General features: G+C 44.0%; 24 protein-coding genes and 2 tRNA genes. 23 read left to right on the top strand and 3 right to left on the bottom strand.

Going from position 1 to position 25,483, the window contains the following annotated elements; genetic code table 11:
- Window positions 1-12: 12 nt before the first annotated feature.
- From tilS to DW251_RS09800, 4 genes are all read left to right on the top strand, one after another.
- The gene (tilS, locus tag DW251_RS09815) at window positions 13-1,389 is read left to right on the top strand and encodes a tRNA lysidine(34) synthetase TilS (protein WP_118300910.1); all 1,377 of its coding nucleotides are present in this window, start codon (window positions 13-15) and stop codon (window positions 1,387-1,389) included.
- A 17-nt stretch (window positions 1,390-1,406) separates the two neighbouring features.
- Window positions 1,407-1,952: a hypoxanthine phosphoribosyltransferase gene (gene hpt / locus DW251_RS09810; protein ID WP_021869987.1), complete on the top strand. Its 546-nt coding sequence runs from the start codon at window positions 1,407-1,409 to the stop codon at window positions 1,950-1,952.
- Window positions 1,953-1,983: 31 nt separating this feature from the next.
- Complete coding sequence (gene ftsH / locus DW251_RS09805) at window positions 1,984-3,825, top strand: ATP-dependent zinc metalloprotease FtsH (protein WP_021869988.1); 1,842 nt, start codon at window positions 1,984-1,986, stop codon at window positions 3,823-3,825.
- Window positions 3,826-4,121: 296 nt separating this feature from the next.
- Complete coding sequence (locus DW251_RS09800) at window positions 4,122-6,308, top strand: glycoside hydrolase family 13 protein (protein ID WP_347474645.1); 2,187 nt, start codon at window positions 4,122-4,124, stop codon at window positions 6,306-6,308.
- A gap of 146 nt (window positions 6,309-6,454) precedes the next feature.
- On the opposite strand, the gene DW251_RS09795 is transcribed toward DW251_RS09800, so the two are convergent.
- Window positions 6,455-6,540 (bottom strand) — tRNA-Leu (locus DW251_RS09795).
- 79 nt (window positions 6,541-6,619) lie between these two features.
- A tRNA-Tyr gene (locus DW251_RS09790) sits at window positions 6,620-6,701 on the bottom strand.
- 182 nt (window positions 6,702-6,883) lie between these two features.
- On the opposite strand from DW251_RS09790, the gene DW251_RS09785 reads away from it, so the two are divergent.
- The 7 genes from DW251_RS09785 (at window position 6,884) to DW251_RS09755 (ending at window position 16,893) form a co-directional block, all read left to right on the top strand.
- Window positions 6,884-8,932, top strand: coding sequence for a DHH family phosphoesterase (locus DW251_RS09785; RefSeq protein WP_118300907.1), 2,049 nt, complete (start codon window positions 6,884-6,886; stop codon window positions 8,930-8,932).
- 74 nt (window positions 8,933-9,006) lie between these two features.
- Entirely contained in the window at window positions 9,007-9,453 is a 447-nt protein-coding gene (gene rplI / locus DW251_RS09780; RefSeq protein ID WP_118300905.1) for a 50S ribosomal protein L9, read from the top strand.
- Window positions 9,454-9,502: 49 nt separating this feature from the next.
- Window positions 9,503-10,861, top strand: coding sequence for a replicative DNA helicase (dnaB, locus tag DW251_RS09775; RefSeq protein ID WP_021869993.1), 1,359 nt, complete (start codon window positions 9,503-9,505; stop codon window positions 10,859-10,861).
- A 151-nt stretch (window positions 10,862-11,012) separates the two neighbouring features.
- A complete protein-coding gene (locus DW251_RS09770) occupies window positions 11,013-11,696 on the top strand; it encodes a MerR family transcriptional regulator (RefSeq protein WP_021869994.1) in 684 nt (227 codons plus the stop codon).
- Between the two features lie 266 nt (window positions 11,697-11,962).
- Window positions 11,963-13,573 (top strand): peptidoglycan-binding protein, encoded by a 1,611-nt coding sequence (locus DW251_RS09765; RefSeq protein ID WP_021869995.1) that lies wholly within the window; start codon window positions 11,963-11,965, stop codon window positions 13,571-13,573.
- A 106-nt stretch (window positions 13,574-13,679) separates the two neighbouring features.
- Window positions 13,680-14,375 (top strand): response regulator transcription factor, encoded by a 696-nt coding sequence (locus DW251_RS09760; RefSeq protein ID WP_021869996.1) that lies wholly within the window; start codon window positions 13,680-13,682, stop codon window positions 14,373-14,375.
- A gap of 7 nt (window positions 14,376-14,382) precedes the next feature.
- On the top strand, window positions 14,383-16,893 hold the full coding sequence (locus DW251_RS09755) for a HAMP domain-containing sensor histidine kinase (protein WP_118300903.1): 2,511 nt from the start codon (window positions 14,383-14,385) through the stop codon (window positions 16,891-16,893).
- 98 nt (window positions 16,894-16,991) lie between these two features.
- Here the strand turns inward: DW251_RS09755 and DW251_RS09750 are convergent, their stop codons facing one another.
- Window positions 16,992-17,594 (bottom strand): cysteine hydrolase, encoded by a 603-nt coding sequence (locus tag DW251_RS09750; protein WP_021869998.1) that lies wholly within the window; start codon window positions 17,592-17,594, stop codon window positions 16,992-16,994.
- Window positions 17,595-17,872: 278 nt separating this feature from the next.
- On the opposite strand from DW251_RS09750, the gene DW251_RS09745 reads away from it, so the two are divergent.
- From DW251_RS09745 to DW251_RS09695, 12 genes are all read left to right on the top strand, one after another.
- Window positions 17,873-18,607: a nucleoside phosphorylase gene (locus tag DW251_RS09745; RefSeq protein WP_118300901.1), complete on the top strand. Its 735-nt coding sequence runs from the start codon at window positions 17,873-17,875 to the stop codon at window positions 18,605-18,607.
- A gap of 58 nt (window positions 18,608-18,665) precedes the next feature.
- Window positions 18,666-19,130, top strand: coding sequence for an ECF transporter S component (locus DW251_RS09740; RefSeq protein WP_347474644.1), 465 nt, complete (start codon window positions 18,666-18,668; stop codon window positions 19,128-19,130).
- A gap of 261 nt (window positions 19,131-19,391) precedes the next feature.
- Window positions 19,392-19,865: a DUF6075 family protein gene (locus tag DW251_RS09735; protein ID WP_002593292.1), complete on the top strand. Its 474-nt coding sequence runs from the start codon at window positions 19,392-19,394 to the stop codon at window positions 19,863-19,865.
- Window positions 19,865-20,041, top strand: a complete 177-nt coding sequence (locus DW251_RS17945; RefSeq protein ID WP_002593293.1) for a hypothetical protein — start codon at window positions 19,865-19,867, stop codon at window positions 20,039-20,041. Before DW251_RS09735 ends, DW251_RS17945 begins: the two co-directional genes overlap by 1 nt.
- 23 nt (window positions 20,042-20,064) lie before the next feature.
- Window positions 20,065-20,847: an AAA family ATPase gene (locus DW251_RS09730; RefSeq protein ID WP_022036315.1), complete on the top strand. Its 783-nt coding sequence runs from the start codon at window positions 20,065-20,067 to the stop codon at window positions 20,845-20,847.
- Window positions 20,840-21,718 carry a ParB/RepB/Spo0J family partition protein gene (locus DW251_RS09725; protein WP_002593298.1) on the top strand — a complete coding sequence of 293 codons (879 nt, stop codon included), beginning with the start codon at window positions 20,840-20,842 and terminating at the stop codon, window positions 21,716-21,718. Before DW251_RS09730 ends, DW251_RS09725 begins: the two co-directional genes overlap by 8 nt.
- A gap of 16 nt (window positions 21,719-21,734) precedes the next feature.
- The gene (locus tag DW251_RS09720; RefSeq protein ID WP_002593299.1) at window positions 21,735-22,802 is read left to right on the top strand and encodes a DUF6017 domain-containing protein; all 1,068 of its coding nucleotides are present in this window, start codon (window positions 21,735-21,737) and stop codon (window positions 22,800-22,802) included.
- Window positions 22,783-23,091 carry a DUF6050 family protein gene (locus tag DW251_RS09715; protein WP_002593300.1) on the top strand — a complete coding sequence of 103 codons (309 nt, stop codon included), beginning with the start codon at window positions 22,783-22,785 and terminating at the stop codon, window positions 23,089-23,091. Before DW251_RS09720 ends, DW251_RS09715 begins: the two co-directional genes overlap by 20 nt.
- 50 nt (window positions 23,092-23,141) lie before the next feature.
- Window positions 23,142-23,888 carry an HNH endonuclease gene (locus DW251_RS09710; RefSeq protein ID WP_002593301.1) on the top strand — a complete coding sequence of 249 codons (747 nt, stop codon included), beginning with the start codon at window positions 23,142-23,144 and terminating at the stop codon, window positions 23,886-23,888.
- A 91-nt stretch (window positions 23,889-23,979) separates the two neighbouring features.
- On the top strand, window positions 23,980-24,627 hold the full coding sequence (locus DW251_RS09705) for a hypothetical protein (protein WP_038292237.1): 648 nt from the start codon (window positions 23,980-23,982) through the stop codon (window positions 24,625-24,627).
- Between the two features lie 109 nt (window positions 24,628-24,736).
- Entirely contained in the window at window positions 24,737-24,922 is a 186-nt protein-coding gene (locus tag DW251_RS09700; protein WP_002593303.1) for a hypothetical protein, read from the top strand.
- 81 nt (window positions 24,923-25,003) lie between these two features.
- Window positions 25,004-25,477, top strand: a complete 474-nt coding sequence (locus DW251_RS09695) for a PcfB family protein (protein WP_002593304.1) — start codon at window positions 25,004-25,006, stop codon at window positions 25,475-25,477.
- Window positions 25,478-25,483 lie beyond the last annotated feature (6 nt).

Raw genomic sequence — 25,483 nt, 5'->3', positions numbered from 1 at the left:
AATGAACATACTATGGAGAAACTGGAGTATACAGTCAGGCAGACGATCTGCCGGTATCATATGCTGCAGCCCGGTGATCAGGTGGTCATCGCGCTGTCCGGAGGGGCAGACTCTGTCTGCCTTTTAAGTCTGCTTGCGGATATGAGAGAGGAAATGGGGCTGAAACTGAGGAGCCTTCATGTCCATCACGGACTGCGGGGAGAAGAAGCGGACCGTGATGGGGATTTTTCCATAAAGATCAGTGAAGCTTTGGGTGTCCCCTGTCATATGATAAAAGCAGAGGTAAAAAAATATGCATCCCAGACGGGGATGTCGGAAGAAGAAGCCGGAAGGATCCTGCGTTATAAAGCCCTGGAGGAAGAAGCAGGGGCCTGGGAAGGAGAAAACGGTCAGACAGTAAAGATCGCAGTGGCTCATCACAGCAGGGATCAGGCGGAGACCATACTTTTAAACCTGTTTCGGGGTAGCGGTCTTGGCGGTTTAAAAGGGATCCCCTATGTGAGAGATCGTATTATACGCCCTATGTTGGATGTTTCCAAAGAAGATATCATCCCTTATCTTGAAAAAAAACGGTTAAAATGGGTCAATGATTCCAGTAATGACACAGACTATTATGCCAGAAACCGTGTCCGTTCCCACATTCTTCCGGCGATCAAAGAAGAGATCAATCCGGGAGCAGAGGCAGGAATACGCCGTGCCGGGTATCTGGCAGGAATGGCAGATGTGTATCTGAAAAAACAGGCAGATCAGTGGGTGCAAAAATATGTAAAAGAGGAAGAGCATACCTGGATGATCCCGGAAGGACCTTTTAAAGAGGCAGATCCGGTGATCCGCCTTTACAGTGTTATGGAACTTTTAAAAACAGCAGCCGGGTGTGCAAAGGACCTGGGACTGGTCCATGCAGAACAGGTAGAAAAACTTGTTGACCTTCAGACCGGGCGGAAGGTGTCTCTTCCTTATGGACTGGAAGCCCGAAAAGTATACGGCGGGATCAGCCTCCAGGCAGTAAAAAAGGAGCCTTTGGAGGAAAGAATAAAAAATCCCCTTCCGGAGCTTTCTTTTGAGGTTTTTTCTTATGAAAAAGCAATGGAATTTCCCAAAAAGACGTATACGAAATGGTTCGACTGTGATAAAATAAAGGGTACGCCCGTTGTCAGAACCAGGCAGACCGGGGATTATATCACCCTGGAAAATGGCAGTCGCAAACCATTAAGACGCTTTATGATCGACGAAAAAATACCTGCAGATAAAAGGGATGAAATAGCCCTGTTAGCAGATGGGGACCATATCATGTGGATCATAGGCAGGCGGATCAGCAGTTATTATAAAATAGGCCCTGATACACGGCGTGTATTACAGGCGAAAGTTTCCCAAAGTACATTATCATAGAAAACGGAGGATAAATCATGGCAGACAAAATTCGTGTATTATTAACAGAAGAAGAAGTAGATAAGCGGATCAATGAAGTAGCAGAGCAGATCAACAAAGATTATGCAGGCAAGAGCGTTCACCTGATCTGTATTTTAAAGGGTGGTGTATTTTTTACCTGTGAACTGGCAAAGAGACTGAACATGCCGGTTTCCATGGACTTTATGTCCGTATCCAGTTACGGCGCAGGCACTGTGTCCAGCGGTGTGGTAAGGATCATCAAGGACTTAGATGAACCGTTAGAGGGAAAGAATGTCCTGATCGTAGAAGATATCATTGATTCCGGCCGTACCCTGGCTTACCTGATCGAAGTATTAAAGCAGAGAGGACCGAAGGATATCCATCTTTGTACCCTTCTTGACAAGCCGGAGCGCCGTGTAAAGAAGCAGGTAAAAGTAGATTACACATGCTTTACCATTCCGGATGAGTTTGTAGTAGGTTATGGACTGGATTATGACCAGAAATACCGCAACCTTCCTTATATCGGAGTGGTAGAGCAGGATCAGGAAGAGACACAGGAATAATTCCGGGTCCTAAAATTAAGGAGGCAATTCGTTGAAACAGCAACAGACATTCAGAGGTTTTATGTTTATTATCCTGATGCTGATCCTTCTTATGCTTGCGCTGCGTTTTCCTTATGCAAGGCAGGCACAGACGGTAACAGCCCAGGAATTTGAGCAGATCTTGGGAAGCGGAAACGTGGCAGAGGCAGTGATCAGCCCAAATCCCCAGACACCAAGCGGATATGTGACAGTTACACTGGCAAATGGCCAGACAGTCCGCCAGAACGTATCTGACGTAAAAGATGCAGAGCAGCTTTTAAAGGACAATAGCATTGATTATTCCATGGAGGATGTACCTCAGGAGAATACCCTTCTTACTGTGGTAATGCCTTTCATGCTTTCCATCGTAGTGGTGGTAGTGATCGTTACCATGATGAACCGTGGAGCAGCAGGCGGCGGTTCCAATGCCAGAATGATGAACTTTGGCAGAAGCCGTGCAAAACTCAGCCGTGACAGCAAGGTGAATTTCACCAATGTAGCTGGTCTGGAAGAGGAAAAAGAGGAGCTGGAAGAAGTAGTGGATTTCTTAAAAAATCCTCAGAAATACACCAGCGTAGGTGCACGTATCCCTAAGGGAATGCTTTTAGTAGGCCCTCCAGGAACCGGTAAGACCCTTCTTGCAAAGGCAGTAGCCGGAGAAGCGGGAGTTCCATTTTTTTCCATTTCCGGTTCTGATTTCGTAGAAATGTTCGTAGGTGTGGGCGCTTCCCGTGTCCGCGACCTGTTTGAAGAAGCAAAGAAAAATGCACCATGTATCGTTTTCATTGATGAGATCGATGCAGTGGCCCGTCGCAGAGGTACCGGAATGGGCGGCGGACATGATGAGAGAGAGCAGACATTAAACCAGTTACTGGTTGAGATGGATGGTTTCGGTGTCAATGAAGGCATTATCGTTATGGCTGCTACTAACCGTGTGGATATCCTTGATCCGGCGATCCTTCGTCCGGGACGTTTTGACCGTAAGGTGGCTGTAGGCCGCCCGGATGTAAAGGGAAGAGAAGAGATCTTAAAGGTACATTCCAAAGAAAAGCCTTTAAGTGAAGATGTAGACCTTCGCAGAGTAGCCCAGACAACAGCTGGATTTACAGGTGCAGATTTGGAAAACCTGATGAATGAGGCAGCAATCATTTCCGCAAGAGACAACCGCCGCTTTATCCGCCAGGCAGATATTGACAAGGCATTTGTAAAGGTTGGCATCGGTGCTGAGAAGAAGAGCCGTGTGATCTCTGAGAAAGACAAGAAGATCACTGCTTACCATGAGGCAGGCCATGCGATCCTGTTCCATGTGCTTCCTGATGTAGGTCCTGTGCATACCGTTTCCATTATTCCTACCGGTGTTGGCGCAGCTGGTTATACCATGCCGCTTCCGGAAAAGGATGAAATGTTTAATACAAAGGGTAAGATGCTTCAGAACATTATGGTAGACCTGGGCGGACGTATTGCAGAGGAGATCATCTTTAAAGATGTGACCACCGGTGCTTCCCAGGATATCAAGCAGGCAAGCAAGCTTGCAAGAGCCATGGTCACCCAGTATGGTATGTCTGATCGTGTGGGAATGATCCAGTATGGCAGTGATGAGGACGAAGTATTTATCGGCCGTGATCTGGCACACACCAAGTCCTACGGAAACGAGATCGCAGATGTGATCGACGAAGAAGTAAAGCGGATCGTAGATGAATGCTACACCAAGGCGAAAAATATCATTCTGGAACATGAAGATGTACTTCATTCCTGTGCAGCCCTTCTCATCGAAAAAGAGAAGATCGGACAGGAAGAATTCGAGGCTTTGTTTAAAAATCACGAACCTGTCATGCACAATGATGGTGAGATGTAAAAATACAGCAAAAAGCAGCTGTTAAAATTGACAGCGAAAAACCGTGAAAAAAATATATCTTTGTGCACACTTTTGTGGGGAGTTATGCTATTATAATAGATGTAACCCCCCAATACATTATATAGTTTTTGCTACACCCCATAAGAAACGAAATACCTTCTCCTGAAAAGCCTGGCTACCCCGCCAGGCTTTTCGCATATCTGGATATGTGGAAAAAAATGGAAAATAAAGAGAAGAAAGTTAATAACCGGTATACCGGTGTGTTACATATTTGAAAAAATTGATTTAAAATAATTATGGATTTAATAATAAATATAAAAGAGGAAAAACCTGTGAAAAATAATATTCAGATAAACAGGGATGCCCTGTTTTCAGCAGAAACTCAGGATTACCGTATGCCTGCAGAGCCGGATATTCATGATAAAGTTGTAGTGAGAATGCGCACGGCAAAGGATGATGTGGATCATGTTTATTATATAGAGGGAAAGAAAGAGACAGAGATGAAAAAAACTGTCTCAGATACTCTTTTTGATTATTATGAGCACACAATGACAGCAGGAGAGGAACAGATCCTGTATCATTTTAAAATAGTAAAGGGAACAGAAGTCTGTCAGTATAACCGTCTGGGAGTTTCTGATCAGGACACGGACCAGTTTGATTTTAAGATCACACCTGGTTTTCACACTCCGGACTGGGCAAAAGGTGCCGTGATGTACCAGATCTTTGTAGACCGTTTCTGCAATGGAGATCCGACCAATGATGTACAGTCCTGTGAGTATGTCTATATTGGCAAACCGGTTTACCAGGTAAAAGACTGGAGCAGAAATCCTTCTACTATGGACGTAGGCTGTTTTTACGGCGGCGACCTTCAGGGCGTGTGGGACAAACTGGACTATATCAAGAGCCTGGGCGTAGAAGTTATTTATTTAAACCCGGTATTCGTATCCCCGTCCAACCATAAATACGACTGCCAGGATTATGAACATATTGATCCTCATTTTGGAAAGATCGTAAAAGACGGCGGTTCCATGGTGGATCAGAATGCTGCGGATAACACAAAAGCAGAGCGGTATGTAGTGCGCTCCGCAGACCGTGAAAACCTGGAAGCCAGTGATGCCTTTTTTGCGGAATTCGTAAAAGAAGTACACAACCGCGGCATGAAGGTGATCTTAGACGGTGTGTTCAATCACTGCGGATCCTTTAATAAATGGCTGGATGCAGAGCAGATCTATGAGCGTTCCGGTGATTATGAGCCAGGGGCCTATATTTCCAAGGACAGCCCTTATCACAGCTTTTTCCATTTTCATGACAACAGTGATAAAGCATGGCCTTACAACCGCACCTATGACGGCTGGTGGGGGCATGATACCCTGCCAAAGCTGAATTATGAAGGCTCTGATAAATTAGTTGAGTATATTTTAAATGTGGCAAAAAAATGGGTGTCTCCGCCTTACAGCGTAGATGGCTGGCGTCTGGATGTAGCGGCAGATCTGGGACATACAGCAGAATATAATCACGCTTTCTGGAAAAAATTCAGAAAGGCGGTAAAAGAGGCAAATCCCCAGGCACTGATCCTTGCAGAGCATTACGGCGACCCGTCCGGCTGGCTTCAGGGAGATGAGTGGGACTCTATTATGAACTATGATGCCTTTATGGAGCCGGTCACATGGTTCCTGACAGGTATGGAAAAGCACAGTGACAGCTATAATGGCGGTCTTTACGGAAATGGACAGTCTTTCTTTGATGCCATGGCTTATCATATGAGCCGGATGCAGACCAACACGGTGTTTACAGCCATGAACCAGCTGTCAAATCACGACCACTCCCGCTTCCTTACAAGGACCAACCAGGTAGTAGGCCGTATCGGAAGTATGGGACCGGAACGTGCTTCTGAAAATGTAAAGAAATGTGTTATGAGAGAGGCGGTCATGATTCAGATGACCTGGCCGGGTGCTCCTACACTGTATTACGGCGATGAGGCCGGTGTGTGCGGCTGGACCGATCCGGACAGCAGAAGAACTTATCCATGGGGAAGAGAAGACCTGGAATTAATGGAATTCCACCGTTATATGGCCGGTATCCACAAACGTCTTCCTGCACTGCGAAAAGGCGCTGTAAAGCCATTATTTGCGGCAAACCAGCAGATTGCCTATGGCCGTATGTGGGACAGATACCAGACAGTGACAGTTATTTCCAATTTGCCACAACCGTCTGCGATAGAAATTCCGGTATGGCAGTTAGGCATCACAGATGAAGATATTATGGGACGTCCTATTATAACAACAGAGGACGGCTACAATGCAGGAATTTTATTCTACCATGTAAAAGACGGTATTTTGAAAGTAAGAATGCCTGCATACAGCGGTGCGGTCTTTGCTTCCCATCCGGAAGATTTTTATCCGGTGCTTCCATCTCGTTTTGTAGAAGAGGGAGAAGAAGAGGCAAGGGAAAAAGAGCAGCTTGAGAAAGCTGCGGAAGCATAAAAAGATATAAAAGAGCATATAAAAGAAGCAGACTCCGGTTTTGCTGGGAGTCTGCTTCTTTTGCAGTTATTGTGGCAAGACGAAACGAAATTTGCCACGCTGTTTACAAAAAAAGAACAGAACCAATCAGGTTCTGTTCCAAAAGCTGCCGTAGACCGGAATCGAACCGGTACGGGTATCACTACCCACGGGATTTTAAGTCCCGGGCGTCTGCCAGTTCCGCCACTACGGCATATTCTTTTTTCATACATACCTATTGCTGAAATCAGGCGCATACGTGCAAGCACTGTCGCTCTTAGCAGGTATGTAAATGGGCGAAGGTGGATTCGAACCACCGAAGGCAGTGCCAGCAGATTTACAGTCTGTCCCCTTTGGCCACTCGGGAATTCGCCCATGGCTTTTTCAAGCAGTAATGATGATACCATAGAAAAAAGGAAAAATCAATACTTTTTTTGAAAAAAATTTACGGAATTCTTTGACTGATAATGTTTATCATGGACGAATGGCCCTGCATATGGTATAATTCATAAGATAGGCGTATTCCATTCATTTTTGGGTACGATTGGAGGAAGACTATGGATGAGAAAAGGAAGGTGCGGGGGAACTTCCGCATTTATCTTCAGTGGCCCATTTTTTTATCGGTCCTGATGGTCCTGCTGACAGCTGCTGTGGGGGCAGTTTCATTAAGAGCAGGCATTATAGTTTCATTTTTTACTCTTATCTATATTGGAATAGCGTTATGGATCTACTTTTCCAGAAGAAAGGGCATTCTTGCGGGACTGATCGCATTTTCACAGGTCTACGACAAGAGCAAAAGTAAATTTCTGGAAGAAATGCTGGTGCCTTACTGTGTGGCGGATATAGCAGGTCGTATTTTGTGGATGAACCAGGAAATGGAAGCCATTCTTGGGGATGATAAAGCAACCATCAAAAACATTACCCAGATGTTTCCGGATGTCACAAAGGAAATGCTTGCCACCGGTGGAGAAACTGTAAGTATCCACAGCTCTTTTAAAGATAAGAAGTACCGTGTGGACATGAAAGAGATCCATACAGAAGAGGCTCAGGCAGCGGCAGCTGACTGTGGACTGGATGAGGGAAATTCCCTGGTAACAGCCATTTATCTGATCGATGAGACTCAGATGCTGTTATATAAGCAGCAGATCAATGACCAGAAACTGGTAGCCGGTCTTATTTATCTGGACAATTATGATGAGGCGCTGGAAAGCGTTGAGGAAGTACGCCGTTCTCTTTTAACAGCTTTGATTGATCGAAAGATCAGCAAGTATATTTCTTCCATGAACGGTATTGTAAAAAGTATTGAGAAGGATAAATATTTCTTTGTGATCAAGCAGCAGTATGTTGCAAAGATGCAGGATGAGCGTTTTTCCATTCTGGAAGATGTAAAAACAGTCAATATCGGTAATGACATGGCAGTCACTTTAAGTATCGGTATTGGTATGAACGGTGAAAGTTATGCACAGAATTATGATTATGCAAGAACTTCCATCGATATGGCACTTGGCCGCGGCGGTGACCAGGCAGTTGTAAAGGACTCCGATAAGATCCTTTATTACGGCGGAAAAGCCCAGCAGATGGAAAAGACCACCCGTGTAAAGGCCCGTGTGAAGGCACATGCTTTAAAAGAGCTGATGGATAATAAAGACCGTCTGTTGATCATGGGACACAGGATGGCAGATATTGATGCTTTCGGTGCGGCAGTTGGTATTTACCGTATTGCCATGTCCATGAATAAAAAGGCAAATATCGTACTCAATGATGTAACTTCTTCTGTACGTCCTATGATGGAACGTTTCCAGAACAATCCGGAGTACCCGGATGATATGTTCTTAAACGGCGCCAAGGCTGCGGAGCTGGTGGATGCAGGTACTATGCTGGTGGTTGTGGACGTAAACCGCCCAAGTATTACCGATGAACCGAGCCTGCTGCGTCTGATCCGGACCATTGTGGTTCTGGACCATCACCGTACCAGCAGCGAAGTGATCGACAATGCGGTTCTTTCTTATGTAGAGCCATATGCTTCTTCTGCCTGTGAAATGGTTGCGGAAGTATTGCAGTATATTGCAGACGGCATTAAAGTAAGGCCCTGTGAGGCAGATGCCATGTATGCAGGTATCGTGATCGATACCCAGAATTTTACCAACCAGACAGGCGTGCGTACCTTTGAGGCGGCAGCATTCCTTAGAAGAAGCGGCGCGGATGTAACAAGAGTGCGCAAGCTGTTCCGTGAAAATATGGTAGATTATCAGGCGAAGGCAGAGGCAGTAAGGGCTGCAGAGGTTTATATGGACGCATTTGCTATCAGCGTCTGCCCGGCAGAAGGGTTAGACAGCCCGACGATCATCGGTGCCCAGGCGGCTAATGAGCTTCTTGAGATCAAGGGCATTAAGGCTTCTGTGGTACTTACTGATTACAATAATACCATTTATTTCAGTGCCCGGTCTATTGATGAGGTCAATGTTCAGGTTATGATGGAAAAACTGGGTGGCGGCGGTCACAGGACTATTGCAGGTGCCCAGATGCAGGGAGTTACCATTGAAGAAGCCAAGGAGCGCCTGAAAGCGGTTATCCGTCAGATGATGGATGAAGGTGATGTGTCTTAACAGACAGTATCGAAGATATTCAGAGATATAAGATATAGAGATATTCAGATGATATAGAAAGGAAGTTTTGTAAAATGGAAATCGTATTATTAGAAGATGTAAAGGCATTAGGTAAAAAAGGACAGGTTGTAAAGGTAAATGACGGTTACGCACGCAACTTCATCCTTCCAAAGAAATTAGGTGTAGAAGCAACCTCCAAGAACTTAAATGACTTAAAGCTTCAGAAAGCAAATGATGCAAAGATCGCAGCGGAGCAGCTGGCAGCAGCTAAGGAACTGGCTGAGAAGTTAAACAATGCTTCTGTGACTGTTTCTATCAAGGCTGGCGAAGGCGGAAGAGCTTTCGGTGCTGTTTCTTCTAAGGAGATTGAGAAGGCAGCTATGGATCAGTTAGGTCTGGAGATCGACAAGAAGAAGATCGTATTAAACACACCGATCAAGGCAATCGGAAGCTTTGAGGTATCTGTAAAGCTTCACAAAGAAGTAACTGCAAAACTGGCAGTTAAGGTAGTAGAAGCATAAAGATAACACAGTCCGGGAACACTACCCGGAAATGTAAGGAGATAAGTTTATGGAAGAGACCCTGATCAAGCGGGTGCTTCCTCACAGTATAGAGGCGGAACAGTCTGTTATAGGTTCTATGTTAATGGACAGGGAAGCGGTAATCGCTGCATCGGAGATCATCACGGGCAGCGATTTTTATCAGCAGCAGTACGGGATCATGTTTGATGCCATGGTGGAACTGTTCAATGAAGGAAAGCCGGTAGACCTGGTCACACTTCAGGACCGTTTAAAGGAGAAGGATGTTCCGCCGGAAGTCAGCAGCCTGGATTTTGTCCGGGATATCATTACCATTGTGCCTACATCAGCCAATGTTAAATCCTATGCTACGATTGTCAGTGAGAAAGCAGTTCTGCGCCGGCTTATAAAGACAACAGAAGAGATCGCAAATACCTGTTATGCAGGAAAAGAGCCACTGGAAAATATTCTGGCGGATACGGAAAAATCTATTTTTGACCTGCTCCAGAACAAGGGCGGACAGGAATTTGTACCCATCAAGCAGGTTGCCATCAATGTTCTGGAAAAGATCGAGGATGCATATAAAAACCAGGGAACGGTTACCGGTATCCCTTCCGGATTTATTGATCTGGATTATAAACTGTCCGGTTTCCAGCCTTCCGATTTTATCCTGATCGCAGCCCGTCCTTCTATGGGTAAAACGGCTTTTGTCTTAAATGTAGTTGACTATGTTTCTGTGCGTAAGAACCTGCCCTGTATGGTATTCAGTCTGGAAATGTCAAAGGAACAGCTGGTAAACCGTATGCTTTCCATGGAGTCCAATGTAGACTCCCAGAAGCTGCGTACAGGTACGCTGACAGACTCTGACTGGGATGCGGTTGTGGAAGGTATCGGCATTATCGGTAATTCCAAGCTGATCATTGATGATACACCGGGTATTTCCATTTCTGAGCTGCGTTCCAAGTGCAGGAAAATGAAGCTGGAATATGGCTTAAGTATTGTTATCATTGACTACTTACAGTTGATGAGCGGAAGCCGCAAAGGGGGAAATGACAACCGTCAGCAGGAAATTTCCGATATTTCCCGTTCTTTAAAGGCACTGGCAAGAGAACTTCATGCCCCGGTCATTGCCCTGTCCCAGCTGTCCCGTGCCTGTGAGACACGTACAGACCACAGACCTATGCTTTCCGACCTTCGAGAGTCCGGAGCCATCGAGCAGGATGCGGACGTTGTTATGTTCTTATATCGTGATGATTATTATAATAAAGATACGGAACATCCAAATGAGGCCGAAGTTATTATCGCCAAACAGCGAAACGGCCCTATCGGTACTGTAAACCTGATCTGGAAACCGGAGTACACCAAGTTTGTAAATGCAGTGCGTCCTCAGGGTGGAAATCAGGAAGGATAATGTATATGATCTGGCACTTGTATCAGTTGATGCAGGTGCCATTTATATTTTTAGTCATAATAGTCATTCTCAACGCATACATTGATAATAAACAGCGGCAAAAGGGCTGCAGTTAATCAGAATGATACGTGTTGTGAAGGAGAGAATGGCTATGGATGAAGTACATTATCTTATATCGGATGCATCCAGAAAGGTGGATGTGGAAGCCCATGTATTAAGGTACTGGGAGGAGGAGTTAGAACTTGCGATCCCACGGAATGAAATGGGACACAGGTATTATACGGATTTTCATATCCGGCTGTTTAAGCAGGTTAAAAATCTGAAGGAAAAAGGGTATCAGTTAAAGGCGATCAAACATGCTTTAGAACAGATAAAAAAGGACGGAAAGCTGGAAGGCGAACTGACAGATGAGATTTTAGAGCAGGATATGGATGCTGCTTTAAAAGAACTTAAGGAAGAAGAGAAAGAGGAAAATACAGCTATGGTAAGCACATCTGCAGATGGAAGTCCGCTGCCTGTAAGCGCAGAAGAGAAAATGGCCCAGTTTCAGCAGATGATGAACCTGATCATTGGACGGGCCCTTGAGGTAAACAATGAAAAACTGAGTCAGGATATCAGCTGCCTGGTAAAACAGCGGCTGGCAGGTGAATTGGAACTTCTTCTTCAGGAGTCCGGCCAGAAGGAAGAGGAACGTTTTCGTCTCCTGGATGAAACCATCCGTTCCTTCCAGAAAGCAGGACAGGAGGAAGCTGCTGCAACAAAAGTGCCATTTTTTAAAAGAAAACGCTTTGGACGGGGGGCTAAGAAGCTTTTTCACAGGGAAAAGAGAAGTTAAAGAAAATAAGAAAAATAATAAAAACAAAGAAAAAGAAGGACAAGCCAGGGAGCGCTGTTATGGAAGCTGTTTCTGGTTTGTCCTTTTTTGCGATTTTCTTAAGACTGTGAAAAATATCGAAAAATAGTAGGATATGTGCTATAATCTGATAAGCGCAAGCAGGCAGTAGAGCGCGCAAGCGCGTGGTCCTGAGTGAAACTAGTGGAAGCGAAATCTTCAGGGATTGGATTTACAGAAGCAACAAACAACAAGCGAGGATACATTTCATGAATGAAAAATATACATATTATCTGCGATATGCCTGCATATCCAGTGCGCTGGCGGCAGCGTTGGCGTTAGGAGGCTGTTCTTCAGGGGAAAGAGGAGTTGCAACTCAGAATGAGGCTGTAGCTGCAAATGCCCAGGACGGACAGGCAGCAGTTTCAGATGGAACAGATGAGACCATAGCACCTTTAGGAATGGATGGGCAGATCCTTCCTGGACTGGATGATGTAGAATTGCCGGAAGATGCACAGGCAGCGCCTCAGTATTTAAGAGAAGGTGTACGCCATGAGATCGTAAAGAAGTTACAGCAGCGATTAATGGACTTGGGCTTTATGGATAACGATGAACCTACTGACTATTTTGGTCAGGTCACTCTTACAGCAGTGAAACATTTCCAGAGACAGAATGAACTGCCTCAGGATGGTATTGTAGGTGATACCACCTGGAATGAACTGATGGCAGATGATGCCAAACATTACGCAGTATCAAAGGGAACCCAGGGGGATGATATCCAGAAGATCCAGCAGCGATTATACGAACTGGGCTATCTGGCTTCTGCAGACCAGGTAACAGGCAACTTTGACGATGCCACAGAAACCGCTGTTTTAAAACTCCAGGGCGTCAATGGCCTTGCAGAAGACGGCAAGGTAGGCCAGCAGACCTATAACCTGATGTACAGCGATGACATTAAGGCAAATATGCTTGCATATGGCGAAAAGAGCGATGTGGTATTAGCATGCCAGCAGCGTTTAAAGGATCTGGGCTATCTGACTACTACACCGGACGGTACCTACGGTCAGGACACTGTGATCGCAGTTAAGCAGTTCCAGGCAAGAAACGACCAGGTAGTAGATGGTTACTTAGGACCATCCACACGTATTGTATTAAACAGTTCTGACGCAAAGCCAAACGGCCTGATGATCGGCGAACAGGGTGATTCTGTTACCAGAGTACAGCAGCTGTTAAGCAAGTACGGCTATCTGCCGTCTTCCAATGTAACCGGCTACTATGGTGAAGCAACAGAAGACGCGGTAAAGAACTTCCAGTCACGAAACGGCCTGTCTGCAGACGGTAAAGTAGGCGTACAGACCATGGCAAAGCTGACCAGTGATAATGTTAAGAAGCCGGCGCCTACTACAGCAGCGTCAACTAAGAGTAATAAATCAAATAGCAGCAGCAATAAGAATAATAGCTCAAGTAAGGGCAACAGCGGTGGAAATACCAGCTCACCGGCTCCGAGACCAGCTTCCGGTGCAGGTGTTTCAGCTCTGATATCCGTAGCATCTTCCAAACTGGGAAGTCCATATGTATGGGGTGCAAAGGGACCAAGCTCCTTTGACTGTTCCGGTTTTGTATATTGGTGCTTAAAGCAGGTAGGCGTGAGCCAGAGTTATATGACTTCTTCCGGCTGGAGAAGCGCAGGACGTTATACAAAGGTAAGCAATTTCAATGATATCCAGGCAGGAGATATCGTAGTAGTAAGAGGCCATGTAGGTATCGCTGCAGGCGGCGGAACAGTCATCGATGCTTCTTCCAGTAACGGTAAAGTTGTCCACAGAGGTTTAAGTTCCTGGTGGAGAAGCAACTTTGTCTGCGCTTGGCGTATCTTCTAAATTAAGTTGCCCCGCGCCTGCCGGCGCGGACGCAGGTGGTACAAATTGTAGCAAATTTGCGCCCGGCCGGGCGCAGAAGGATATATCAATAAAAGGAGGGACATTTATGCAGACGATTCTGGTATGTGATGACGATAAACAGATTGTGGAAGCCATTGACATTTATCTTACAGGAGAAGGCTTTAAAGTTATAAAAACATATGACGGTTATGAGGCTCTGGAATATCTGGAGACCCAGTCCGCAGATCTTTTGATCTTAGATGTAATGATGCCGGGACTGGATGGCATCCGCACTACTTTAAAGGTACGTGAGACCAGCAGTATCCCGATCATCATTCTTTCCGCAAAGTCAGAAGATGCAGATAAGATCTTAGGACTTAATATTGGTGCAGATGATTACATTACAAAGCCATTCAACCCGCTGGAACTGGTTGCAAGAGTTAAATCCCAGCTGCGCCGTTATACACAGCTTGGAAACATGAACCAGCAGGCGGAAGGACAGGTCTACAAGTGTGGCGGTCTTCAGATCAATGATGATAACAAAGAAGTTACAGTTGATGGAGATCCGATTAAGCTGACTCCTATTGAATACAATATCCTCCTGCTTCTGGTAAAGAACGCAGGAAAGGTATTTTCCATTGATGAGATCTACGAAAAGATCTGGAATGAGGAAGCCATTGGCGCGGATAACACAGTAGCTGTCCATATCCGCCACATCCGTGAAAAGATCGAGATCAACCCAAGAGAGCCAAAATATCTGAAGGTAGTATGGGGCGTAGGCTATAAGATCGAGAAACAGTAGGTGGCCTATGGAAAAAAGAGCGTTTGGTCTGAGAAAATGGAAGGTGCTTCTGTCAGTGTTTCATGTGATATTTCTTGTTATCACACTGGCAGGGATCAGCGCCATGTACTTAAACGGCGGATATGGAAAAGGGATCCGCTGGATCTATGATGAGACTTATGAAGACTCAGATGCCTTCTGTTCCCAGCTTGGCATAGATATCAGTAATATTTTTACCTATATCGGATATAAGGATATGTTTGAGACCAATGGTGTCCTGGATATGCACAAACCCATTGTGCGTATTATAGACGGTCCCGGTGTAGATGAGGATATGACACTGGATCAGATTGTCCGCTATGCCAAGATCCGGGGATATTATCTGGGAGAAGATTTTACAGTACAGGGATCTCCTATGGCCATGGATGATGATGACATGGAGATAACGGTAGAGTATAAATCCGCAAAAACGGACCTGGCAGATGTTGATGGCCTGGAGACCAGGATGACCAAAGAGGAAATGGCACTGGACATCCTGGACCGGTTGGGAAAATATTATACCATTTATTATAATTTCATCAGCAATAACACAAATGTCCGTTTCCGTATCCTCTATAAAAGCAATGATGGAAGAGAAGTGGTTTATACCAATGTTCCTTCTATGTCTTTAGATGAGCTGCGGGGATTTGGAAAATATCTGTTCATTCCCGGAAATACCATTCGTATGGAAAGCAATCTTGCAACGATCCCGGACAATGCGGCTTCTCTTCTGGAAACATGGAATCCCTTTGACAATGACCAGAATTATATGGTGGTCTCTGTGGATACTACCTATCCTTATTCTGATAATTATGCAGAGGAAGCCGGGGAATATAAAAGTGCCAGATCCACGTTTATCATGGGAATGGGCGGTGTGATCGTAGGAATTGCAGGATTTTTTGCTACACTGGTAACATTGGTCCTTTTATCCGGCCATGAAGATGGAGCAGATGGCAAGATCCGTCTTTTCCCCATCGACAGGATCTATACAGAAACCTGTGTCCTTTTGTGGGCGGTGGTGACAGCTGTGATCTTGTACTTCTGTAAAAGACTGGGGATGATGGTGATCGGCTTATTTGCCTCCGAAGAACACCTGGCATACTGGAGTAAACTGCTGAAATATGTGATCATCTACGGGTGCAGTATTCTATGCGGTTTCAGTCTTTTAAGAAGATACAAGGCAGATACCCTGTGGAAAAAGAGTATTGCAAAAAAGGTAGTAAAGGCTTCTAAGGATTATATTGCAAAAGCCAGTTTTGTAGCCGGGATCGGACTTTGCTATCTTCTGTTTTTAGGAGCCAATGGCGTAATGCTGTGGGGCATTTTATTCCTGTTTGCCTATATAGATGAGAAACTGACTTTCCGTATTCTCTTTTATGTATGTGCTGTTTTATTTGTTGGTCTGGATGGATGGGTATTCCATAAGCTGTTCAGGAAAGCGGAGCAGAAGGATCTTTTAAATAATGCGATCACCTGTATTGCAAAAGGCGATACCGGTTTCCGCCTGGATACGAAAAAGCTGACAGGAAAAGAGCGGACAGTGGGAGACCACATTAATAACATTGGAAGCGGCTTGGACACGGCTCTTCAGGAGAAGGTAAAGAGCGAACGCCTGAAAGCGGATCTGATCACCAATGTGTCCCATGATATTAAAACGCCTCTTACGTCCATTATCAACTATGTGGATCTGTTAAAACGCCAGAAGATACAGGATCCTAAGATCGCTTCCTATCTGGAAGTTTTGGACCAGAAATCCCAGCGTTTAAAAACACTGACGGAAGATCTGGTGGAAGCTTCCAAGGCAAGTTCCGGAAACCTGAAGCTGGAGATGGCAGATATTGACTTGGTGGAGCTGGTACAGCAGACCAATGGTGAATTTGAAGAGCGTTTTGAACAGCGCCATTTAAAGATCATCTCTGATTTCCCAGATGGTATGATCATTATTAGAGCAGATGGGCGCAGATTATGGCGTGTTCTGGAAAATCTTTATACCAATGCTTTTAAATATGCCCAGGAAGGCAGCCGGGTATATGTGGATGTGGCTTCTGTAGATGGAAAAGCCATTTTCACTATGAAAAATATTTCGGAAAAGCCGTTAAATATCAGCCCGGATGAACTGACAGAACGTTTTGTCAGAGGAGATGTGGCGCGGACAACAGAAGGCAGCGGATTAGGACTTTCCATTGCCCGGAGCCTGACCCAGCTGCAGAAAGGTGAGTTTGTGATCACCATTGACGGCGATCTGTTCAAGGCTCAGGTTATTTTCCCGCAAGTGCGCCAGGAGACCAGGGCGGAAATGCGTCTGGAACGGGCTGCGGAAGAGAAGCAGGCAGAAGAACAGTCCGGGGAGAAAATGTCCGGGGAAATGCCTGTGGGAGAGAACCTGCTGGAAAGTGCCCCCTATAACTGGGATGTAATGGTAGAAAATGACAAGAATTTAACAGCAAAAGAGGAAATCCTGATCCAGAATGGAAAACGGGAGCATAAACCGGAAACGTAAATAGAAAACATAAATAGTAAAAAAATAAATAGAAAATGTAAGGAAGATCCTAAAAAGAGACAGGCCCACAAGGAACCTGTCTTTTTTTAGATTCGGATTTAATGACCGGAAACTTTATAGCAGAGGTGTGACTTAGGAGTATCAGAGAGCAGGTATTCTTCTGTAGTCATGAGTACTGTGTGGAGCGGAGCAAAGTAAGAGATAATGTTTTCGGTTTCTTTGCGGGAAACTTCACTGAGTCCGGCTACGGCATCGGTCAGGTAAATGACTTTACAGCCGGCGTCAATGGCAGAAAGCACAGTAGAGAGTACGCAGCATTCTGCTACTACGCCGGAGATGACAAGATGCCGGGCTTTTTTTGCGGCTTTTACAACCTCGGGGATGGCAAAGGAGGAATAGACACTTTTGGTGAATACCGGGTATGTTTTTACCCATGGAAGGAATTCCGGCATCATTTCATTGAGCCATGGATCAGAGTTTACAGCCGCATTAACTTTATTATATTCTTTCCAGACACCGTCCGGGTGTTCTGTAGCCAGATATTGGGTAAAGATGACCTGCTTTGTTTTTTGACTGTTTAATAGACGGAGGATGGAGGCAGATGCATGTTCAATGCCTTTACAGGCCCATTCCTGTCCTTTTGTATAAACATTCTGCATGTCAATGACTAACAGCAGGTCTGATGAATTGTTTTGTTCCATTCTGAAAATCCTCCGGGAGAACAGTATTAATGTATTTTCAGTATAGTTTTACACTTAAAATTTTACAAGCAAAACAATATGTTAATTTATTAACAATAAGACTCTGAATTGGCTCATTTCATTGACTTTGTGTAAGGATAATGTTATCTTTATCGTAAATTGTTGTTAAATTCATAAATGGGTGTACATTTTCCTGATTTAGAAGGAACAACATGAAAAAATCTGGTGGCAGATATACAAGGTACAAAGTGTCATACAGTTGGGAAGGAGATTGTGAAATGGGAGAAAATAAAATGCCGCATATCCAGCTTCCGGAGAATCTGGGAATCCGGTATGCAGTGCTGCCGGGAGATCCGGCCCGGGCAGAGCGGGCAGCAGGTTATTTAAAAGATGCAAAGCTCTTAACCTTCAACCGGGAGTATAAAAGCTACAGCGGTTTCTGGAATGGTGTGCCGGTTCTGGTCATGTCCACCGGAATGGGTGGTCCGTCTATGGCAATTGCTGTGGAAGAACTGCAAAAGATCGGTGTAGAAGCGGCTGTGCGGATCGGAAGCTGCGGTGCGCTGCAGCCGGAGGTCAGAGTCGGAGATCTGGTTATGGTAGAAGCCGCTGTACGTGATGAAGGAACTTCACTTGGATACGCGCCACTTAGTTATCCGGCTGTTGCAGACCACAGGCTGCTTACCGCCTGTGAGGAGAGCGCAAAGGAGGCCGGCTGCCGGTTCCATACCGGCATTGCCAGAAGTCATGACTGCTTGTACCGGGATGACAATCCGGTTATTTATGAGGAATGGGCAAAGAAAGGCGTGCTGGCGTTTGACATGGAAACTGCGGCACTTTTTGTGGTTGGCAGGATACGTGGTATGAGGACAGCATCTATTTTAAATGTAGTGGCAGCCTGCAAGGGCAATGTAGCTGAAAACATCGGACGATACGTGGATGGTGAGACATTGACTGCCCAGGGCGAGGAATATGAGATCTTGACAGCGTTTGCAGCGTTAACAAGACAGTAATGCAGCAAAAAATACAGCTTCTGAAACTGGAGCGATCAAATGGGAAAGGATGTATGTTATGAAGAATTTATTCAAAACTAAATTTGATGTGGCAGTGATCGTATTGATTCCGGCCTGCATCGGTATTAACTATCTTGGAAAGCTGTTTGCCAGCGTGTTAAAGCTTCCGTTGTGGCTGGATTCCATTGGAACCTGTATCGGTGGATGCCTGGGTGGTCCCATTATCGGAGCAATCTGCGGAGCAGCTAATAACCTGATCTACGGATTTTCCGCAGGTGATAATATTACGTTGATTTATGCACTGACCAGTCTTGGTATTGGCGCGGCGGCAGGAATCATGGCACGTCTGGGCTTTATGAAGTCCTTCCCGAAGGCTATCATCACCGCCTGTGTGGCAGGTTTTGTGGCTGTAGCTATTTCAACTCCGTTGAATGTTCTGTTCTGGGGCGGCACTACTGGTAACGTGTGGGGTGATGCTGTATTTGCAGCAACCCAGGCAGCGATTGCCAATGCAGGAAAGTAGAAGAGCGTAAATATTTTTACTTCACAACGCTGATTGTTACAAGGGATGATGTGAATGAGTACATGAAATATCATGCTGAGTACACGAAAGCGAACCGATTTAAAGATATTGTTTGCAAAATCTATATATAACTCGAAAGGGAAGCGCAATGCTTCCCTTTCTTATATCTCTCGATTAGGACTAAATCCTTAAAGCTATGGCTTAAAAAGGACTTAGTCCTTTTTTATATGCAAAATAAAAATTTTTTAAAGGAGGTTCACTATGAACAACACAGCGTTAGGAGCAGAAAACAATAAGAAACAGACAATCAATTTTATCAGCGAAGCACATGAAAAATTCTACTATGAAAAATTAAAAGAGGTACGCTATCAGGATGTGTACCACAAGGCACTTTGCTATTGTCTTGGTATCAGTGATGATACGAGAAGAAATATCAATAGCATCTATGATTTTAAAACAGGATGTGTAAAAACAGAGTGTCTGCATGAAGGCTGGCAGACCAGTGGCAGTATGAAGGTGGTGCGAATGGCATTTAATCTGTATTGCAACGGCACACCGAGTGTAGATGATTACACAAAAACAGAGGAACAGGTAAACGAGTGCAGGCAGTATACAGTGGAGGACTTGTTCTGCTGTGCCTATGCACCTTTCTTTTGGCAGGCGATACAGATCCGCTATCCGGAGTATGCGACTTATAACCGGGAACTGTATGCCTTATTTGGAGGAGCAGACTAATGTTAAAAGTCAGACTGATGGGAACAAAGAATGACATTGTATGGTTTCAGAAAATTTTACAGCGTCATCCCAAAATTGAGGTATTGGAAATATCAGAGCTTTATAGCAACAAAGGAACAAACAAATATTACAGAGCTTATGCGGAAGTACAGAAAAGCAATGTGAAAAATCAATAGTAGAGAATAAGGAGAATTTTATCATGTGTAAAGTTATAGCAATCGCAAATCAGAAGGGTGGAGTTGGAAAGACCACCACAACAAGCAATTTAGGAATCGGACTGGCAAAACAGGGAAAGAGAGTTTTGCTGATAGATGCAGATGCACAGGGTAGCCTTACGGCAAGTCTTGGTATTCAGGAGCCGGATAGACTGGAAATTACACTTGCAACCATTATGGCATCCATTATCAATGATGAGGAAATAAAACCGGAGTACGGCATTTTAAGACATGAGGAAGGTGTGGATTTCATGCCGGGAAATATTGAGCTTTCCGGTTTGGAAACCTCGCTTGTGAATGTTATGAGCAGGGAGACGGTGCTTCGTACCTACATAGAACAGCAGAAAGACCGCTATGATTACATTCTAATTGACTGTATGCCATCACTCGGCATGATTACGATAAATGCTTTTACCAGTGCGGACAGTATCTTGATTCCGGTACAGGCAGCGTATCTGCCGGTAAAAGGTCTGGAACAGCTGATTAAAACTATTGGAAAAGTAAAGAGACAGATCAATCCGAAACTGGAGATTGAGGGAATTTTGCTTACAATGGTTGATAATCGTACCAATTATGCCAGAGACATCAGCAATCTGCTGATTGAAAATTATGGAAGTAGAGTGCGGATATTTGAAAACAGTATTCCAATGTCGGTAAGAGCTGCGGAGATTTCTGCGGAAGGTGTGAGCATTTATAAGCACGATCCGAATGGCAAGGTAGCAAGTGCCTACCAATCACTGACGGAGGAGGTGCTTGGCAATGAGTAAGACAGGAAGTGCCGCAAAGGTAAAGTTGAACAGTTTTGATGATTTATTTGGAACGGAGCAGCCACAGACAGGAACAGAGCAGGTACAGGAAATCGCATTGTCAGAACTGCATGAGTTCAAAGGACACCCGTTTAAGGTACTGGATGATGAAAAGATGCAGGAAACGGTAGAAAGCGTCAGGGAGCATGGAGTGTTGATGCCAGGCATTGCCAGACCAATGAAAGATGGCGGTTATGAGATTATTGCCGGACATCGCAGGAGACACGCCTGTGAGCTTGTCGGACTTACTACAATGCCGATGTTCATCCGTGATTATACGGATGACGAAGCTACGATTATCATGGTAGATTCCAATATTCAGCGGGAGGATATTCTTCCGAGTGAGAAAGCAAAGGCATACAGAATGAAATACGATGCAATGAAGCATCAGGGAAGTAAGGAAGGCGGACTTACGCTTGGAGAACTGGGAGAAGCGGCAGGAGAGAGTGCAAAGACGGTTCAGAGATATATATGGATTTCACGCCTGTCGGATTCGCTACTCGATATGGTGGATGCAAAGAAAATCGGTATCATGCAGGCGGTTGACTTATCATTTTTATCAGAGGATGCACAGCAATGGGTTTTGGTTGCAATACAGGAAACAAATGTTGTTATCACAACTCAGCAGAGTGCCATGCTCAAGGAAAGTGACAAAAAAGGGGAACTTACCTTTCCGATGGTTCGCATGATGTTGGAAAAAGAGAAAACCGTGGAGCGAAAGGTTGTCATAAAAACAGAGCGCATTAACAATTATTTTCCTGCGACATACAGCAGGGAGCAAATAGAGAATATTATTTATCAGTTATTGGAGAATTGGAAGAGCACACAGTAGAAAGGAGGAGCCGGGAATGAGTGAAATATTACAACTGGATTATTATTATGGAATAGAAGCAGAACAGTTCTCATTCTATCGTGTTCCCCGCCTGCTGATCAAGGATGAAAGATTTAAGAAATTATCCAGTGATGCAAAACTTTTATACGGTCTGATGCTTGATCGTATGTCCTTATCTATAAAAAATGAGTGGTTTGATGAGGACAATCGGGCATATATCATATACACCATAGACAGTATTATGGAAGATTTGGGGTGTGGAAAGGAAAAGGCGGTTAAGGTTCTTGCAGAGCTGGATTCTGTTAAGGGAATTGGGCTGGTAGAGAAAGTGCGTAGAGGATTGGGCAAACCGGACATCATATATGTGAAGAACTTTGCTTCACTGGCAGAAAATGTAGATGAAAAAAAGTCTAGAAACACTGATAAAATCACAGAAGTCGGAAAATCAGACTTCAAGAAGTCGGAAAATCGAACTCCAAGAAGTCCGGAAATCGAACTTCAAGAAGTCGGAAAATCGAACTTCAAGAAGTCGGAAAAACAGACCTCTGGAAGTCCGGAAATCGAACCTCAAGAAGTCGGAGAATCGAACCCTAATTATACTAACTATAATCAGACTGATTTAAACTATACTGAGGAGAGTTATATCAATCCTATCATTCAATCTGATTCAAGGAAAAAGGATACGATGGATGTGATGGATGATGTCCAGACATACATAGAGCTAATCAAAGAAAATATCAGTTACGATCACCATATGCAGTATGATGGTTATGGAAAGAGAGAGCTTTACGATGAACTGTTCCAGGTAATCTGTGAGGTAGTCTGCGTGAAGCATCCAACAATCAGGGTAGCAGGAGAAGAATATCCGTATGAGCTTGTGAAATCAAGGTTTTTGAAACTGGAAAGCAGCCATTTGGAATATGTGATTGGCTGTATGCAAAATACCACCACTAAAATCACAAATATCAAGGCATATATGGTTACGGCACTTTATAATGCACCCACTACGATAAATCATTTTTATCAACAGGAAGTGCAGCATGATATGTATGGGGGAGGCTGGCATGAAAAGGGTATTGTTTAAGGTGATACTGCCATTGCTTGTGATTGCAGCGTGGATGAATATGTGTTATTGGATTTGCATAAGGGCAGATGGCTTTGATTTTTTCCTTTACTGGATTATGATTGGATGCCCCTATGGTATCCGAAAAATGTGTATGTTTATTGTGCCGAAGAACTTTGGTATTGCTGGGAATATAGGAATTCTGGCATTAAATTGTGTCATTGGAGGTGTGATAGGCGGAGGAATTATTATTATTAAGATTACAAGTATATTTATCGAAATACTAAATTTTGTAAGATGTAAAAAATAGCCCGTTTATGCTATAATTGGTCTTATCTTAAAAGACTGGGAGAATATTTCATGAGTAATAATAGTTTTGATATAAGTGGTGATCTGGTTAGAATACACACTGCAGATGGTATGTTTCATGCGGTTGCATCTATACGGGATGATTATCGTGATGAATTGATGTCTGTCACATGGGGAAAGAACGGAAAATACTTTTACAATGCAAAATTGGGATACTTGCATAGATATATTATGGAAAAGTGGTATACAAAGGAAATTCTTGATACTATGACAGCAGATAATTTTGTTGTTGACCACATGGATGGAGATGGTTTTAACTGTAATATAAATAATCTATGTTTTCTCTCAAGAAATGAGAATGTAGCCAAAGGAAACACATTAGATATAGAGTGTAAGAATACAGAGCATATTGCATTAAAAATGTTTAAGGATTTTCAAACGGAATTGATACAGATTACCATTTTCTTTAATTACCCTGCAAAGTTAATATTGGAGGGACTTGAAAGAGATGCAGTGGTGGAACTGGCATTTTTATTATATGATGCTGATTACAGAATTGTTATAAATGATGCTCGTTCAATTATGTTAGATTATCGGAACAATTATGAATTTATTCCTAATAAACTTAGATTTATTGATTATCAAATAGAGGGAAGTTATGGTGTGGCACCAGGTATAAAATGGTTTGAAGAATATATTTCTGGGAAACATGGACATGGGGTTGCATTACTAAATCGGGTGGCACCAATTAAAAATTGGACGAAAGAGAAGAAAAGGGAATATATAAGTATTAGGTAAAAATAGCAATAGGGCAGTTATGAGTCGAGAGATTTGTAACTGCCTTTTTATAACTTCTGGTCACAACGTCCAGAAGTGGAAAGGAAATAAAATGGAATCAATGCGTGATACGAAACGGATTATGGAGCGGGAGATTAAGAAAGGCAGTACACCGCTTCAATTTGAAAGGATTGAACTGGACGCAACCTGTTATCAGGAGATCGCATCAAAAGAGAAATTGACAGAGGTATTGAAGTATCTCCATAGAGTGGGGGAATATAAGGCATTGGCGGGCAAGACCATAATCAATAATGTCTATACGTTTATGAGAGGAAAAACACCGGATTTTACAAGGGCAAGAAGTGTTTTTGACAGGGAGAAAATCTATCATCAGATGCTGCGGCAGGAGAAAAAGTTACAGCCGACTTATCAGGGAGACTGCTATGTCGAGACGGCAAGGTGTTACTTTTCTTTGCCGGAGGAAGAATGGAATACACACAAGATGACGTATCAGAAGAATGAAGCGTTTGGATTTATTATGTCAAACAAGTATATTTTGGGGTTATATAAGTATTGCAGGGAAGCTAGGCGGGATTTTGCTGTATGTTCAGCCAAAGTACCGGACAAAGGGAATGAGGTGGTTAATCGGCTTATGGATATGGAGGATGTAGAGGTATTGGCACATTGTCTGTTATTGGATGATGTGGTGCTGCGGGACGGAGAGATTGAAGCTAAGCTCTATACAATTTTTATAGGATAGTGAAAAAGTAACAGCGTTAAGGCAGGTATGAGATCGAAAGATTTTGTAGCTGCCTTTTTTTATTGCAACAACTTCTGGTCACAACGTCCAGAAGTGGAAAGGAACAAAAATGAGTAAAAAAAATGGAAAGAAGTTATTGATTGCGGTTGCAGTAGGGGCAGTTGTGGTAAAGGCAGTGAGGGATGTCATAAAGGCAAAAAAGCAGGAAGAAGAACTCAGGTCTGCATTGGATGATTTTTATGAGGAAGAACTGAACTGGTGGGACAGGGAGTTTGAGGAAGGAGAGGAATTGTAAATATGGGAATGAAAATACAGCTCCACAGGCTGTTGGTTCCACCCTGAATCCAATCGGTGCAGATAAGGAAGGAGGTACACCGTGCAGGAGGAAACAACACAGAAAACGATTGCTCTTGCAATCAAGACTTCCAAGCTGACCGCAAGCGTTTTACAGAAGGCAATGAAGATGTATCTGGAGCATCAGAAGCATAAGGAGCCTTCGCATGGGAAAATTCCGGTAAAAAAGCTGGTCGGTCAGGGAGAGGGTGCAAAGTCCATTGAGGTTACGGATAGCAATATAAAATCCTTTGAGCGTGTCGCAAGGAAATACAATGTCGATTTCGCAGTAAAAAGGGATAAGACCACGGAACCACCCAGGTATCTTGTATTTTTCAAGGGCAAAGATGCCGATGTGATTGCACAGGCATTCAAGGAATTTGTAAAAGTTAATGAGAAAAAACAGCAGCGTCCGTCACTCAGACAGAAACTGAAAGGACTTCAGAAGATTGTTGCACAGAATAAAAATAAGGAGCGCAGCAGAGAGAAAAATAAGGACAGGGGACAGAGCTTATAAGCAAGG

Source organism: Clostridium sp. AM22-11AC (assembly GCF_003473545.1).
Classification (GTDB): domain Bacteria; phylum Bacillota; class Clostridia; order Lachnospirales; family Lachnospiraceae; genus Enterocloster.
This window is presented reverse-complemented; position numbering and strand designations above follow the sequence as displayed.